This is a genomic window from Photobacterium sp. SP02 (genome assembly GCF_038519165.1).
In the GTDB taxonomy this organism is placed as follows: Bacteria; Pseudomonadota; Gammaproteobacteria; order Enterobacterales; family Vibrionaceae; genus Photobacterium; species Photobacterium halotolerans.
The window spans coordinates 18231-34342 of the sequence record NZ_JASJOJ010000048.1 but is presented as its reverse complement, the minus strand read 5'-3'; the positions used below and the strand labels follow the sequence as shown (position 1 = coordinate 34342).

General features: G+C 49.5%; 11 protein-coding genes. 6 read left to right on the top strand and 5 right to left on the bottom strand.

The features are described 5' to 3' along the window. The first annotated feature begins 35 nt into the window (after positions 1 to 35). On the top strand, positions 36 to 5078 hold the full coding sequence (locus P0Y67_RS17295) for an amino acid adenylation domain-containing protein (RefSeq protein ID WP_342392896.1): 5043 nt from the start codon (positions 36 to 38) through the stop codon (positions 5076 to 5078). A 123-nt stretch (positions 5079 to 5201) separates the two neighbouring features. Here P0Y67_RS17295 and P0Y67_RS17290 read toward each other — a convergent pair whose 3' ends face one another. Further along, positions 5202 to 5900, bottom strand: a complete 699-nt coding sequence (locus tag P0Y67_RS17290) for a DUF2786 domain-containing protein (RefSeq protein WP_337113514.1) — start codon at positions 5898 to 5900, stop codon at positions 5202 to 5204. A gap of 177 nt (positions 5901 to 6077) precedes the next feature. Here P0Y67_RS17290 and P0Y67_RS17285 point away from each other — a divergent pair, with 177 nt between their 5' ends. Beyond that, positions 6078 to 7040 (top strand): hypothetical protein, encoded by a 963-nt coding sequence (locus P0Y67_RS17285; RefSeq protein WP_342392895.1) that lies wholly within the window; start codon positions 6078 to 6080, stop codon positions 7038 to 7040. 65 nt (positions 7041 to 7105) lie between these two features. Here P0Y67_RS17285 and P0Y67_RS17280 read toward each other — a convergent pair whose 3' ends face one another. Continuing rightward, a complete protein-coding gene (locus tag P0Y67_RS17280) occupies positions 7106 to 7567 on the bottom strand; it encodes a DUF411 domain-containing protein (protein WP_342392894.1) in 462 nt (153 codons plus the stop codon). 774 nt (positions 7568 to 8341) lie between these two features. Between P0Y67_RS17280 and P0Y67_RS17275 the strand changes: the two genes are divergently transcribed. From P0Y67_RS17275 to P0Y67_RS17265, 3 genes are all read left to right on the top strand, one after another. Then, the gene (locus tag P0Y67_RS17275) at positions 8342 to 8698 is read left to right on the top strand and encodes a helix-turn-helix domain-containing protein (RefSeq protein ID WP_027252244.1); all 357 of its coding nucleotides are present in this window, start codon (positions 8342 to 8344) and stop codon (positions 8696 to 8698) included. A gap of 96 nt (positions 8699 to 8794) precedes the next feature. Beyond that, entirely contained in the window at positions 8795 to 9715 is a 921-nt protein-coding gene (locus P0Y67_RS17270; RefSeq protein ID WP_342392893.1) for a Gfo/Idh/MocA family protein, read from the top strand. A gap of 233 nt (positions 9716 to 9948) precedes the next feature. Beyond that, the gene (locus tag P0Y67_RS17265; protein WP_342392892.1) at positions 9949 to 11499 is read left to right on the top strand and encodes a BCCT family transporter; all 1551 of its coding nucleotides are present in this window, start codon (positions 9949 to 9951) and stop codon (positions 11497 to 11499) included. A 60-nt stretch (positions 11500 to 11559) separates the two neighbouring features. Here P0Y67_RS17265 and rsgA read toward each other — a convergent pair whose 3' ends face one another. Both rsgA and P0Y67_RS17255 read right to left on the bottom strand, forming a co-directional pair. Further along, positions 11560 to 12618: a ribosome small subunit-dependent GTPase A gene (rsgA, locus tag P0Y67_RS17260; RefSeq protein ID WP_342392891.1), complete on the bottom strand. Its 1059-nt coding sequence runs from the start codon at positions 12616 to 12618 to the stop codon at positions 11560 to 11562. 298 nt (positions 12619 to 12916) lie between these two features. Beyond that, on the bottom strand, positions 12917 to 13627 hold the full coding sequence (locus P0Y67_RS17255; protein ID WP_342392890.1) for a DUF3581 domain-containing protein: 711 nt from the start codon (positions 13625 to 13627) through the stop codon (positions 12917 to 12919). Positions 13628 to 14303: 676 nt separating this feature from the next. On the opposite strand from P0Y67_RS17255, the gene P0Y67_RS17250 reads away from it, so the two are divergent. Then, positions 14304 to 14684, top strand: coding sequence for a hypothetical protein (locus P0Y67_RS17250; protein ID WP_342392889.1), 381 nt, complete (start codon positions 14304 to 14306; stop codon positions 14682 to 14684). Between the two features lie 3 nt (positions 14685 to 14687). Here the strand turns inward: P0Y67_RS17250 and P0Y67_RS17245 are convergent, their stop codons facing one another. Beyond that, on the bottom strand, positions 14688 to 15827 hold the full coding sequence (locus P0Y67_RS17245) for a transglycosylase SLT domain-containing protein (RefSeq protein ID WP_342392887.1): 1140 nt from the start codon (positions 15825 to 15827) through the stop codon (positions 14688 to 14690). Positions 15828 to 16112: the final 285 nt, after the last annotated feature.

The window sequence follows — 16112 nt, the reverse complement described above, 5'->3', positions numbered from 1 at the left end:
CGATATTGCCGTAACCGGTAATCGCAAAGGTCTGGTTGCTGATTGGCGGAGACAGTGTCCGCCGCTGGCCGCTGAATGTCCCGCCGGGACTCACAGTCGTTAATAACTACGGGCCGACCGAGACGACTGTGGTGGCAACATCGATGCCACTGGATCTCAATGCCCCGGCTCCCTCGATTGGCCGTCCGGTGAGTAATACCCGCGTCTATCTGCTGGATGACTACGGGAATCCTGTACCCAAGGGAGCTGTTGGCGAGTTGTATATCGGTGGGGTGCAGGTGGCCCGTGGTTATCTCAATCAGCCAGCGTTAACGGCGGAGCGTTTCCTTGACGATCCTTTCCATCCGCCGGGACGTATGTACCGCACCGGCGATCTGGCCCGTTATCTTGCTGACGGCAGTCTGGAATTTCTTGGACGTAATGATCATCAGGTGAAAATCCGTGGTTTCCGTATTGAGCTGGGCGAGATCGAAACTCAGCTCGGTGCTTATCCTGCGTTAAAAGATGCGGTTGTTGATGCGCCGGCAGGTACCAGCGGCGATAAACGCTTGATAGCCTGGGTTGTTCCTGAAGTGGCGGTTGAGACAGACAATGATAGATCTGCGCTGACTGAACAATTACGCCTGTTCCTGAGCGCGCGTCTGCCTGAACACATGATCCCATCCGCTTTTGTATATATGACAGCGCTGCCGGTGTCTCCTAACGGCAAACTGGATCGCCGAGCGCTGCCTTTGCCGGGAGCTGAGGCTGGCCGTGCTTATGCGGCGCCACAAGGTGAAACGGAAATCTTGCTTGCTAAAATCTGGGCAACAATACTGGAACGTGAATACATTGGCCGGAATGACAATTTCTTCGAACTGGGTGGTCATTCTCTGCTTGTGGTGAAACTGATGGCTGAACTCCGTCGCTATGGGCTTGCCGCAGATGTCAAAACCCTGTTTTCTGCCCCCACGCTGGCCTCACTGGCTTCAGTATTGGGTTCACAGCAGGAAATCCGGATTCCGGAGAACCGGATCACTGTCGGTACCACAAGCATTATCCCTGAGTTAGTCCCACTGGCAGATCTGAATCAGCAGGACATTGATCAGGTAGTGGCGACGGTGCCGGGCGGTGTGGGCAATGTGCAGGATATCTATGGCTTGTCGCCATTGCAGGAAGGGATTTACTTCCACCATTTACTGAATGAACAGGGTGATACCTACCTGCTGTCCGCTTTACTGCGCTTTGACAGTCGCCAGCGGCTCGACAATTGGTTGTCGGCTATGCAGCAAGTGGTTGATCGTCATGATATTTTGCGTTCCGCCTTTATCAGCCATGGCTTGTCTGAATCTGTGCAGGTGGTCTGGCGCCATGCTACCTTACCTGTTAGTGAGGTCGCGCTGAATCCGGCCGACGGGCCAGTGGCCGAGCAGTTGCTGGCTCGCTTTGACTCCCGTTGCTCCCGTCTGGATCTGACGAAGGCGCCACTGCTGAATATGGTGGTAAGTCAGGACGAAACCGGTCGCTGGTTAATGCTGCAGCAATGGCACCATCTGATTGGCGATCATTCAACGTCAGCACTGATTGAAAGTGAGATTGCCACTATTCTGGCTGGCAGAGCCAGCGAACTGGCGGCCGCGCCACCATACCGAAACGTGATTGCACAAAGTCGGCTGGGTATCAGCCAGACACAGCATGAGGTGTTTTTCCGCCAGATGCTGGCAGATATCGACGAACCTGTGCTGCCATTCGGGCTGAGCGATGTTCGTGGAGACGGCGCACGTGTTGTGACTTCTCACTTGTCTGTTCCCGGCGATCTCAATCGTGCTTTGCGAGAGCAGGCACGCAAGCTGGGGGTCAGTCTGGCCAGTCTCTGTCATCTGGCCTGGGCACAGGTGCTCTCTCGCGTTACGGGTCGGGATACTGTGGTATTCGGCACTGTATTGCTTGGCCGGATGCAGGCCGGTGAAGGTGCAGAGCAGGCGATGGGACTGTTCATCAATACGCTGCCGCTTCGCCTGGACATTAATGATAAGGATGTAGTGAGTGCGGTGCAGCAGGCACACCAGAATGTAAGTGGTTTGCTTGAGCACGAGCATGCGCCTCTGGCACTGGCTCAGCGCTGCAGTGGTCTGCCGGCAGGAACGCCATTGTTCAGCGCGTTACTGAACTACCGCCATAACCAGGGTGACGAGTTAATTTTACCGCCAGGTATTGAGCTGCTCAGTGCTGAAGAACGAACCAATTATCCCTTTGTTATGTCAGTTGAAGATGGCGGCGATTCACTCGGCCTGACGGCGCAAATCTGTCAGCCGGTTGAGGCAGTCAGGGTTTGCGAATATATGTTGCAGGCGCTGATTTCATTGTCTCATGCTCTGGATACAACGCCTGATTTGCCTGTCAATACGCTGGACATAGTCACCGATGCTGAGTATCGCTTGCAGCTGGAAACCTGGAATCAGACGACCACGGCTTATCCGGCAGACTGCTGTGTGCATACTGTGTTTGAACAGCAGGTACGCGCTAATCCTGATGCGATTGCCGTTACTGATGGTCTGCGATCTGTCAGTTATGCCGAGTTGAATATACAGGCTAACCAACTGTCCTATGTCCTGATTGAACGGGGTCTCCAAGCCGGTGATCCTGTGGCAGTCAGGCTGGGGCGCAGCCTGGATCTGGTTGTGGCGCAGTTGGCTGTACTCAAAGCCGGCGCGGTATACGTGCCTATTGATCCCAAGCTACCGGAATCCCGGCAGGCATGGATCATCCGTGATTGCGGTGCGTGTATCGTCATTACAGAACAGCCGGGTGATGATGCATTGTCTTATGTCTTAGCCGATGAGCGCAGCCAGCGCACTGACAATCCTGAACGGCCGCGGTCAAGTACAGCAACGGCATATATCATGTATACCTCAGGGTCGACCGGACAGCCTAAAGGTGTGATGACACCGCATCAGGGTATCAGCCGGCTTGTGATCAACAACGGTTATGCGGACTTCAACGAGACAGACATTGTCGCGTTTGCAGCGAATCCGGCCTTTGATGCGTCAACGATGGAAGTGTGGTCAGCCTTGCTCAATGGCGGTCAGCTGGTGGTCATCTCCCCGCAAACCGTCCTGGATGCCAAAGCCTTTGCTGAGGTATTGCAAAGGCAGCAGATCACGGCCTTATTCCTGACAACCGCTTTGTTTAATCAATATGTTCATACCCTTGGCAGCACTTTGTCTCAGCTCAGGTATTTGATTTGCGGCGGCGAGAAGGAAGATCCGGCTGCTTTCGCGAAGCTGCTGCAATACCAGGGGCCGGTGAAACTGATTCACGCCTACGGGCCAACCGAAACAACGACCTTTGCTACCACGGCGCATATAGAGCATTTTGATGGCCATGATCGTTTACCTATAGGTAAGCCGATAGGTAACACGCGTGCTTATGTACTGGATGCGCGGGGGCGGGTTGTTCCTCGTGGCGCTGTGGGTGAGCTTTACATAGGTGGTGTCGGCGTGGCTCTGGGGTATCTGAATCGTCCGGAAATGAGTGCCGAGCGATTCCTGCCCGATCCGTTCAATGCGGGAGCTAACATGTACCGGACCGGTGATCTGGTGCGTTATCTGCCGGATGGTAGTCTGGAATATCAGGGGCGCAACGACCGGCAGGTGAAAATTCGCGGCTTCCGGATCGAGATGGGTGAAATCGAGCAATATCTGCGAGCACATGCTGCGGTTCGTGATGTGGTGGTCGATGTAAATTATCTTGGTGATGGTCAGCATCTGGTTGCCTGGCTGACACTCAATGACGGTGCATCAGCCCCGGAAACACCGGCACTGCGCAAGTATCTGGCGGAATCTTTACCGGCTTATATGCTGCCCGTGGCTTACATCTGGCTCGAGCACCTGCCGCTGACACCGAATGGTAAGGTGGACAGACGTGCGTTACCTGCACCGCAAGGCCAGATTGTTGCGGACGCAGATTATGCGCCGCCTCAGGGAGACACTGAAGTCATGCTGGCTCAACTGTGGCAAGATTTGCTGGGAATAGAGCAGGTGAGCCGTTACGATCATTTCTTTGAGTTGGGAGGCCACTCTCTGCTGGCGGTGCGTCAGGTAAGCATGGCACAGCCACTTGGCCTGAGTTTTCCGGTACAGGCCATATTCGATCATCCGGTACTGGCCGACTTGGCTGAGCAGCTCGATAACCAGTTCGGCGAGCGACGTCCGTTAAGCGCGTTACCGGCTCGCCGCAGTGGCATACGTTCACCCTTGTTCTTTCTGCCGACAGGCTTTGGCGATCATTCTTACGTGTATGAGATAGCGAAAGTCATTAACCCGGATCATCCTGTCTATGCCGTACCCTGGCCGGATAGCGCTCAGCCGTTGCCTGACACCATGGACGGCATGGCAGCAGCCAGCATAGCGCTGATTCGTAAAATACAGCCGCGAGGGCCGTACCATCTGTTCGGGTATTCGTCTGGCGGTATTCTTGCTTACCAGATTGCACTGCAATTGCAAAGGGAAGGGGAAGAAGTGGCCCTGCTGGGACTGTTTGATACCATGCGGCCACAACAGGCGATGAGTAGCGTAACAGCCCTTTTCCTGAGCTGGCTTGAAGTGGAACATGCCGAGCTTGATCTGGTCTTGCTGGCACAACTTCGTGAGATGCCGCTACAGGCTGTGCTCAGGACGTTGAAAGAAAGGGGGATCAGTACACAGATGGACGATCATCAGGCAGAGCTGTTGTTGTGGAACCAGCGTTATCACTATGCGACTTTGGTTGGCGCAACAACTCTCTCGCCATCGGAACTGACAGTGCATTTATTCAAAGCCAAAGAAGACATGCCTCCCATGCGCAGTGACGATCTGATTCGGTATTGGGAAACTATCAAACCTCAGGGCTTTAACCGCACGGATAACTCGGCACTGGGATGGGAACACCATTTGCCGGCACATTCGCTGATTGTGAAAAAAGTGGATGGCGATCATGTCACTATGATGGCGGATGCCGAGAACCGCCGTCGGTTAGGGGAATGTATTGATGCGTTGTTGCAGGAAATATCGGCTGATACTTTAGTGAACAGCTCGATGGAGACAGAACATCCGCGGTAACTGAATCACTCAGGAAAGACTCAAAATCCGGTGCTCTGACAGGCACCGGATTTTTTAACTTTTTTCTTGTTTAACTATGCTGTTTTTTAACTATTTTTTTAAACTATGTTGTGCACCATGCAGTTACTGCTCCAGCAGCTTGGTGGCTTCTTTGCGTGTTCCGCCGACCGGCCGGTTAACCGAGATAGAGCGGCCTTTTTTCATGCCTTTCTCGTAATCATCTGTCATCGCCTTCATGGCTTCCTGTAATTGTTTTTTGAAGGTTTCACGATCCAGGTTTTCAAATTCACGGTCGATGAAATTACTCATGCGTTTGTCATGGTCATCGTCCGTGTTCAGCATCGGCAGCTTTTCCAGCGCGCCTTCTATCCAGCCTGCAAGGAAAGAGGAAACACGGCGGGTGACTTCGGTTGTACTGGCTCCGGTGCCGGCAAAGCTGTTGCGGAACTGGCCGGTTTGCTGGTTCATTTCGCGGTACACGACATCAAAGGCAAAAGCGGCGAAAATTGCACGCTCGGCTACGCCAATAAACTCAGCCTGTTTGAGTCCTTTGTAATTGGTCAGCACACATTCGACACCAAAGCGGCGGTTGATCCCACGAATGATTTTCAAAATGTGTGCACTGATGTCTGACGGTAACAGGGTGGCTGATTTTGTTTTGCCCATTTGGATGAATTCAATGTCATCTTGCTCCAGGCCGTACTTGAGCATCAGGCGATGAGCCATTTTGATGGCTTGCGCTGCTTCATTGACGTTGGCCGAGTTACCTAACTCAAGGCATTTGGCTATTTTTTTCAGTGCCTTTCGCTTTTGTTCAGACATCCACACCACTCACATTCAAAAAACGGTCACGTATTTTAGCGTGTTCGCCATCAGGAAGGCAAAGTTCTCTGCTGGTATTCTTTTGCCATGAGCGGGAAATGAAGCGCTTGCCTTGTACTGATTGTGGTTGAACCGCATAATGAGCCGCACTTTTTGCAAATCAAACCGAGCTAAGTAATGACGATTGTCCAGTCTATTGATGTGCCATTTGAATTTCGCCATACCTGCTGGTTTTGCGGTGAGCCTTACTATGAATGCCATGTGTTCCGTCCCGAGCCTAACTACGATAATGATCCGCCGGTCAAAGTACCTTGCTGCGAAGAATGCTATGGCTTTTGTTCCCGCACCAAAGCAAGCGGGCTGGATATACTGCGTGACAGAGTGAAAGGACGTCTGCACCAGCAGTATCAGAAGCATTTACAGATAGGTGCACAATGGAGCAGAGAAGAGCTGGAAGACTCTGAACTGGAAGGCAAGGCATTTGAAGGCTTTAAACACAGCGCCTGGATGATGTTTGAAATTGCACGGGACAGAGTCAATTATCCGGGCTGGCCGCTGGCGATTGATGGCCAGCCGGTGGGCCAGCTAAGCAGTGCTTTTCAGGTTGAATATAACGGTATTGTTTACCCCAATATTTCACAGGCGGTTGAGCAACTGGCCAAAAGTTACGTGATTCCGCAGGAATACCTCGAACAAACCTTAGAGTTGGTGGGACGCCACCAGTTAGGGTTTGCCGTCCGCTTTTGTAAAACCACCCATGGTTATTCAGAAACTCAGCGTGCTGTCAGTCTGGCCAGTTTGCGAGAAAGACTGCAGGAAGAGGCTGAATCTGAACAGACCGTTTCGCTCAGTCAGGGTATTGAGGTTGGCATCAAGTATATTGAACCCCAGATACTTTTCCGCACCGAAGTTTCTCCGTATGCGGTGCAATGGGCTTTGCAAAACGGTGTGACAACCTTGGCGCAGCTGGCCGAACTGGAAGATGCTTTTCTGGCGCATTTCAGTCAGGATTCAGAACTGACCGCTTTTCGTTATTTCACAGGCTTGCAGGTTTATCTGGAGAAGAGAGAAGAGGATACCCACTGGGCGCTCACTCAGGATCCCAACAGGCAATGGTTCGCTAAGTTGCTAAAGAAATAAGCGCTAAGAAAAAGCTCAGCTAGTGAAAGAAATAAGGCCAGAATACCTGGCCTTAATCTGCACTTTTATTGAGTCTGGGCCTGGTTATGGCTGGCCCAGATGACTGTATTGCCTTCTTCATCAAACGCGACGACGTCATACGGCATTTTCTGGTCGTTATACTCCATGCCCGGTGAGCCCATCGGCATACCTGCCACGGCAAGGCCTTTCAGGTTGGCGGGCTTTTCCTTCAGAAATCGTTGCACATCTTGCGCAGGCACATGGCCTTCAAAGACGTATCCCTGAATAATAGCGGTATGACAGGATGCGTACTCAGGTTGTATCCCATTGGCTTGTTTGATTGGATGGAGATTATTTGCCATGTTCATTTCAATCTCAAAACCATGACTGTTCATGTGTTTTACCCAATCCTTGCAACAACCGCAGGACGGAGACTGGTAATTTTTTCCCTTGATCGTATCGGCAGCCATCGAGGGGAAAGCCGCCAGCAACAGTGCGGCAGTCAGGAGATATTGTGATTTTTTCATCATTTAACCTTTTATTCATCTGTGATGCTGGGCATACAGGCTCAGCAGTTTTTAATCGAGCCGCGCCAATCGAAAAGCAGCACTCATCGAAAGCGTTACCCTGGCTGGACATAAGATAATCTTGCGTTACAGATGAATAGGAGGCCGTAACAGCGTTGAAACCGGCTCGTCCCAGTACCCTGATAAATAGGGATGGTCACTTTGGCTCGAAGCCATTACAACGGGAGCCGCTAAAGTAGCGGGAAGGATCAATGTGGTATGACAGGGAGACTGGCAATGTGGTAAACACCCCGAATGCTGAATATCGTCCTGGCAGGCGCTGTGGGTTGTTTTGTTTGCATGCGAGGTCATTGTATCGGCACAACAGCCTGTATTTGCCATGACCGGCGGACACCCGTCTGACAAGTCTGTCGGGAACAACGCTGCACTGGCGTTATTGATCGGCAGCAACAGCAGGCACAAGATAACAATGATTATCCTGTTCGTTGAACAATGCGGCTGGTGAAGCAACTGAGTCAACATGCTGTTAGCGAGTGTCTTCCTTAATGATCAATGTTGTAGATTATAACCCCGGTACAAATTGGATTCATAACCAAAATCAAGAAACGGTAAGTTTTCTAACTTGCTGAAAGATAGGGAACTGCCTTGTGTCCAGATTCTATGCGGGTTTGCGAGGGTCGCATTTGGAACAAGCCTAACGTTTTTCTGACATTTCCTGACAGGGTTTAGGCTTTAATTGCGGTGAATTGACATTTTTTTGCGCTAGGAACAGGTATGCAATACACAGAAGAAGACAGAAAAGTACTCTATGAAACATGGATGAGCTATAAGGCAAAAATGCGGGTGACTCAGATTGAAATGGCCAAGAAGCTTGGGGTAAGCCAGCTGTTTTTCTCTGACATTCTGCGTGGTAACTTACCGCTTGAACATCGTTTTGTCAGTCAGTTCTGTCAGTATATGGGTGTTGATCCTGTACTTACCATTCCTTCCCTGAGGGAGCAGATTGGCAGCAGTCTGCCGAACACAGTCACATTAACAAATACGTATATAGTTGATGGCAATATCAAAAATGTGCGATATAGTGGCAATCAAATCGTTGTTGAATATGAGCACAGCGTGACAACGCACTGATCAGTTCACGTGTTGTTTGCAAATCAACAAATCAGGCCCTTGTCACAGACGAGGGCTTTTTTGTATCGGCTATTTGGGCTTTAACAAGGAGAAATGATGAAGATTGGCGTTATTGGCTTAGGGGACATAGCTCGCAAAGCGTATTTGCCCGTGCTCACTCAATGGCCGGATCTTGAGCTGGTATTCTGTACCCGCAATGCAGACACACTGCAGCAACTTGCCCGAACACACAGAATTCAGGATGCGGTGACGGATTATCGCGGGCTGGTGGCGCAGGGCGTAGACGGTGTCATGATCCACAGCGCGACCTCTTCCCATTTTGATATTGCGCGCTTTTTTCTCAATCAAGGCATCGCCGTTTTCGTTGATAAGCCTCTTACCGATAATTACCAGCAGTGTGAAACGCTTTATGAATTGGCCGAAGAAAAACAATGCCCATTGTTCCTTGGTTTTAATCGCCGATATTTACCGCTGATAAAGCCTTATCTGAGTGACGCATCAGTGACTGAGAGTAAGAAACTACTGGGTTTGAAATGGCAGAAACACCGACTGAATCTGCCCGGTGATACCCGAACCTTTGTATTTGATGATTTTATCCATGCGCTGGACAGCGTGAATCTTTCCGGTCAGGTGAGTGACAATGACCTGCATATTGTGACTCAGTCTCACCAGGGAAAGCTGGCGCGACTGGACGTTGAGTGGCAGCTTGATCAAGCCATTTTTCAGGCGTCAATGAACCGGCTCAATGGCGTAACTGCAGAACAGGTGACGATCAATTATGAGAACCTGACCTGTCATTTTGATTCTCTGGCAACGGGTAAGCAATGGAATGAGGGTCGTGAACAGACGCTGGCGCTGCCAGACTGGACCCCCATGCTCGATAGTAAAGGCTTTACCGCCATGATTGCTCACTGGCTGGATGTGGTGGCGAGCGGAAAAATGGAAACCTCTCTGGTGACGCGAAACCTGAATACACACTATCTCGCTGAAGCCATTTGCCAACAAGTCAAACCATAGCTTCAGATACCCTTGAATATAACCAGATCTGACGGGTCTGGTTATGAGAAATTAATTCGAGTTCAAACTTTTTTCAGAATGCAAGGAAATTCAATGCAGGGATTTTTGACTGTTCGTTAATTCACCACTTGCGCCTCTTTGGCTGTTTTTTGTGGTTAATTTGAGCAATTGCGTTAGATTTACTGTTTCCAAGCTGGTAATGTGCGTCCCCTCACACAACTGGTGAGAATTTTATGCAAACCTACGAACGAAATAGTGCTGATAAAATGGTTTCAGCTCTAACCATTGGTTTCCTCAGTCTGTTCCTGATTGCTGCGCTGGTAGACCTGTCATGGGTATCCTCTTCCATCCAATCCCTTTTTGCGCTTTCAACCGCTAACTTCGGTTACTTTTGGCAATGGCTGATGGTACTGAATTTTATCCTTGCACTGTGTCTGGCGCTGTCGCCCCTGGGCAAAATAAAGCTCGGTAATACCAAGCGACCTGAAATCGGTCAGTTTCGCTGGACAGCCATGATCATGTGTACTCTGCTTGCTGGTGGCGGTGTATTCTGGTCTGCCGCTGAGCCTATTTACCACTTTGTTACCACGCCGCCAGCCTTTGATGGCCTGGCGGCGCGTCAGCCAGAAACGGTTGCGCCTGCGCTGAGCCAAAGCTTTTTACACTGGGGATTTCTGGCCTGGGCGGTGCTGGGTACCCTGGCAACAATCGTGCTGATGTATGCGCATCATCAGAAAGGGATCAAGCTCAGACCGAGAGCTTTGCTGTATCCGCTGGTGGGTGACCGACTGGAAAATCACTGGCTGGGTTCGGTAATTGATGCAAGCTCAATCCTTGCCGTCGCCGCGGGCACAATCGGTCCGATAGGCTTTTTAGCCTCACAACTGGGTTACAGCCTGCATGTTGTCGCCGGACTCGATAACTCGGTACTGACTCAGATCGGTTTACTGGCGGTCGTGGTCACGATTTATTCTTTATCTGCAGCGACAGGAATGGATAAGGGGCTGCAGTGGCTGAGTCGCTTTAATGTGATAGTCGCCGTATTGCTGCTGGTAGTGATGTTGCTGCTGGGGCCAACCGGTTTCATCTTTGAAAAGTTTGCCGAGGCGATGACTGTTTATATCCAGCACTTTCCTGCGATGAGCCTGACAAACGCTTCTCCGGATTGGAACGCCTGGTGGACATGGTTTTTCTGGGGGTGGTTCATCGGCTTCGCGCCTATGATGGCAATCTTCATTGCCCGCATCACGGTTGGCCGCAGTATTCGGGAGCTGGTTATGACAGTGGCTATTGGTGCGCCTCTGGTGACCCACTTCTGGTTTACTGTGCTGGGCGGATCAGGCATTTATTTTGAACTGACTCAACCTGGTGTTATTTCAGAACCCTTAAGTGAAGGGGGCTTGCCTGCAGTGCTGTTGGCAACCTTGTCTCAGCTGCCTTTCAGCGAATGGCTCATTCCGGCTTTTCTGGTGCTGACGACAACTTTTGTTGTTACAACCGGGGATTCTATGGCTTATGCCATTGCTATGGTGACCTCAGGTAAGAATGAACCGGCCAGAGGGCATCGTTTGTTCTGGGCGATCGCAATGGGGGCCGTGGCCGCAGTATTACTGCTGGCCGGTGATGGGGGATTGAATGCCCTGCAATCTTTTATTGTGATTACGGCCGTACCCGTTTCATTGCTGATGGTCTTCACATTGCTGACCGGTCCGCTGGCCGCCATCAGGCTACACCGCGAAACCGATGTTGCCTCACCTGAAAGTTCGCTGATCACTGAACAGTAAGGCTGTTTCACCCTGATAAAACGCCCTCATTATAGAGGGCGTTGTTGTTTTAGCCGTGAGTTACTCCCGGTTTTTATGCTTGCGGTTAGTGCTTTGTATCGTACGATACATGCGGCCCAGCTGTTTCGACTTGGCACGTTTCTCTGCAATGCTGGCAGTATTGAAGGTCACTTCGCGGTTCAGCTTGAGATAATTGCGTAACCTGCGCTCTTCAAGCGCGCCGGATTCAATGGCTGCCAGCACGGCGCAGCCAGGCTCATACTGGTGAGCACAGTCGCCAAACCGGCATTGTTCTGCCAGCGTTTCGATATCCGCGAAGGTGGTTGCCAGCCCTTCACTGCAGTCGGCCAGCTGGAGTTCACGCATACCTGGTGTGTCGAGCAGAAGACCACCGCCTTGCATCAGGTGCAGAGATCTTGCGGTCGTGGTATGTCTGCCTTTACTGTCATCCTCTCTGATACTGGCTGTTTGCTGTGCTTCAGTGGCAAGCAGGGTATTGACCAGAGTGGATTTTCCCGCACCCGATGAGCCCAGGAAAGCAACCGTTTTTCCTGTTCTGCACCAAGGCGCCAGTTTGGCGACACTGTCACTGTCTAATCCATTGACGTACTCAACCAACAACATGTTATCGATGTGACGTACTTGTTCGACGAAAAGGGTGGGATCGTCAACACAATCGGCCTTAGACAGAACAATAACCGGCTCAACACCAGACTGGTGCGCAAGCGCCAGATAGCGCTCTATACGACTGAGATTAAAATCCTGGTTCAGTGAGCAGACGATAAAAACGGTATCGACATTGCTGGCGATGAGTTGTTCTTCGATTTTGCTACCTGCGGCTTTTCGCCAGAAACGGGAAAAGCGCTCCAGCAGACGGACAAAATGGTTTTCGCCAGACAGTAATACCCAGTCTCCGACAGCGAGTTCAGGCATATTAGGCAGTACAGGTATCGACAAGTGGCCGTGCTCTGAGAAAACGTCCAGTCGGTTTCTGTGTAAGGCACATATCCGGGCTGGTTTCACCTGATCCCATTCGTCGAGAGACAGCTGCTGTTGAAAATAAGGTTTCCAACCAAGTTCTTGCAAAGAATATGTTGGTGTAGAAATCGTTGTTGTCATGATGTGTTTACCCCTGACGCAGCACAGGCGTCATTATCTGAAACGGTAAAATTCAGGGGCAATATGTCCCCGGTTATTCAGAACCGGGCAATAGAAGAGGGAAGGGCAGAAGCGGGGGAGTGTGTCCTGTTATCTCTTTCGCTTACTGGCTCTTTGCCTGTTTCTGTGCCCAGTGAGTCGTTAATACAATCATCTTGTGTCCTCCAAAGTCATAAATGGGTGTTAAGTGCATGAAATGTAGCAGGCGGAGTAAAATGTGTCTAGAAGCGGTTTAAGGTTTCCAGACACATTTGCCAGATTATGCAGCCTGATAAGCTTCTTTTCTGGCGTTAAAGCGGGCGACCAGATCATCAATGTCGTTCTGGCAGTATGGCTTAAGGCCACTCATCAGCATACGTTTGCGGCCTTCACCTACCACTTCACCGTGCTCTGTAAAGCTGAATGCCAGTGTTACGCTGCCACGCTTACCGTCAGATTCGAGAATGGAATCAGTCAGCTCAACGGTTGGCGCTTCAAGGTCCAGCCGGCTGAATTCCAGCTCCATGCTTTCATAGATAACCAGTGGGCGGGCAGGGTTGATCATTACCTGCTTGGATTCCATCAAAGGCACCATGATGTGCGGGAAATTCTTTCCGGAAAATTGCACATAATTCTTGGTCACTGTTTCGATAAGGCTGGCATTGTGAGTGATTTCACCTTCGCGAAGGACGTGAAGGTATTCTTTGCCTTTTTCATCGACGAGTGACAAATCGTTGGATGATTTTGTGTTGATAGCCAGGGCAACGCCATCGGTGATCATACCTGCAAATTCCACACGCATTTTCTGGCTCAATCCTGTTTTTGCCAGCATGACAGAAAAGAGGAGATCACCCGGAACGCAAAAGCGTTTGTTATCGGCATCGTGGATTGGGTTGAAATCGCCAGCGACTTTTTTGGCAAAATGGCTGGCTTGTTCGCGGGTAAATGTATAAGCACCATTATGCTCGGCGAAGTAAGAATCTAAAAACATTGAGTTGGAACTACCTTAGATCATCGTAATCCTGATAGTTTACCTGATATCAACAGAGTAAATGGTCTAGCCAGCTGAAAATGTGGCAGAACACTGATTTGATTCAGAGGCGAAAACAAAAGTGATGCAACAAATCACATACTAGGGTATTATCCGAGACCTTTGAGCTGTAAACAGCTCTGCTGAATCACCCATCTGTGCGTGTAGAAGAGCCAGATATTATAAGCGGTAGGGAAACTGCATGCTAATGGGTACTCTGTCAGTATTGCTGGCTGAGTACCCAAATTTTATTTCGTGTGGTTGATGCCAGTTGCTGTCTGCGGCTATCAATGCATTCGAGCCCGAACGCCAGCTTTGTGCTCAGGCAGTCGACGTTCAGTTGGTTGCGTCAGTGAGTAGAGTTTAAAAGATCATCAACAGCAGTCCTGCTGCTAAAATAAAACCGGCCACACTTGCTGTCCGACCGATTAGGCCAAAGGCGCTTGGTACAATCATTTCGTTATGATGCATGGATACTCCCTCCAGGTGACTTCTCGCTATTGTTATGGTCCTTTCGTTATTGCTGGAAAGGCACTTTCTTTATTTTCAGTATAGTTCGTTTTAACAATTAGGCTGAGAATTGCAGTATAAGTCGAAAAAAATTCACATAAAAAAATGATGATCAGAATTTCATACTATGACGAATTATGTGTCTATACTCATAAAAAATAAGATAAAAATATTTATTTGTGGTGAATTAATGACAATCGTATTTTTAGTTGTGGGTGCAATGATTCAGGCTGTTGCTATTTATGTTGCGTTTTTTACGCAATTACCAGGGCATTTGTATATAGCAACTATCCTGATGGTGTTGGCACTGACAAGCCTGATGGCGATTCGTAGCCTTATTGCTCCGGCTTGTTTACTCGCCGGGGTGATTGTCGGCCTGGCACTGTCGCATAATCAGTCAGACGTAAAGTTGTTAATCAATATGGGTGAAGTGATGAAATTAGCCATGCAGCCTGATTGGGAAATTAATCAAGCCTGGCAGTTTGTGAATGGCAGGGCTCCGGAATAAATGTTATTTGACTGGAATAAGCAAAAGCTGACCAGCATGTATTTTATTATTCACTAGCTGATTAGCTTGCTTTATATCACTGACCGATGTGTTGTTTAACGTGGCCAGTTTATATAAGGAATCGCCAGGTTCAATATGTCGGACGCTGTATTTGTTTTTGACATAGTGTAATGTTTCAGGCTGCTGATAAAAGTGATTGAGCTGTTTTTTAGGTATGAGTAACTGACTCTGTTCCTGTCTTAATGTTAGCCCGGAGGAGTATCCCGGGTTAAGCAGATACAGTGCTTTTCCGGTCAGACCTGCATCATTGGCAATCTGAGCAAGGGGCACTTGCTGTGTTACCGTCACTGACGTCAATACAGGGCTGTTGGGTATGTATACCAAAGGAAGAGAGCTATGGCTTTCTTCTTTGATTATCTGGCTTAATGCCAGCAGTTTAGGGACATAGTGCTCTGTTTCCCGTGGTAATGCTAACGACCAGAAATCGGTTGGTTTACCCAGCGCTTTGTTGGCTTTGATTGCCTTGCGAACTCTGCTTTCACCGGAATTATAAGCGGCAATGGCATGCAGCCAGTTACCATTGAATTTATGATGAAGATATTCCAGTAAATCAAGTGCAGCCTGAGTCGATGCAATAATATCGAGCCTGCCGTCATATCCTGGCCGAAATTGCAGTCCGAATGATTTACCTGTTGGTTTCGTGATTTGCCACAGCCCAGCTGCACCTTGGTTTGAATAGGCATAGGGGTCAAATGCACTTTCGATGAAAGGCAATAAAACAAGTTCGATAGGCAGATCACGAGATTGAGCGTTTTGGTAGATGTAATAAAGAAAGGGTTGAGCACGCTTTGATACTGTTTTGATATGTAATGGACGGCTCAGGTACCACTGTTTATAGTTCCGCACTCTTGCGTTATTTGGTACCGGAAGAACGCTTTCTTTTGCGAGAATTTGCCAGAGACTCTCTTCTTTGATCATTGATAACTCAGTTAAGGGTGGGGGCGAATAATCAGAAGGTAAGCCTGTTGCCAGATAGCGACCATCAATGACATCTTCCGGAATAGGGCATCGCTGACTTTTACTCGCAACCAGCAGCAATGCTTTTTGGAAGGCTTCATTGTGCGTATCATTGGTAACAGACATGGAGCCACAGCCTGTCAGTAACTGGAATGATAAAACCAACAACGGGTAAGCGTTTCTCATAATCGGCCTGCTAACCTTAGTCTGATCGAACCCAGCAATACATTCTTATTGTGTTTTTTTAAGGTATAGCAAGACTGGTTTGTTTAACTTGTCTGGTTTTTGATACAGTGCCTGAAAAATTTTGTGGTGATTTTTTGAAGATATTGGATTGAGGTATAAAACAATAAGGTGAGATGTGAGGCTGAAGCTGGTCAATAAAGCGAAAAGGGATATAACGTATAGAAA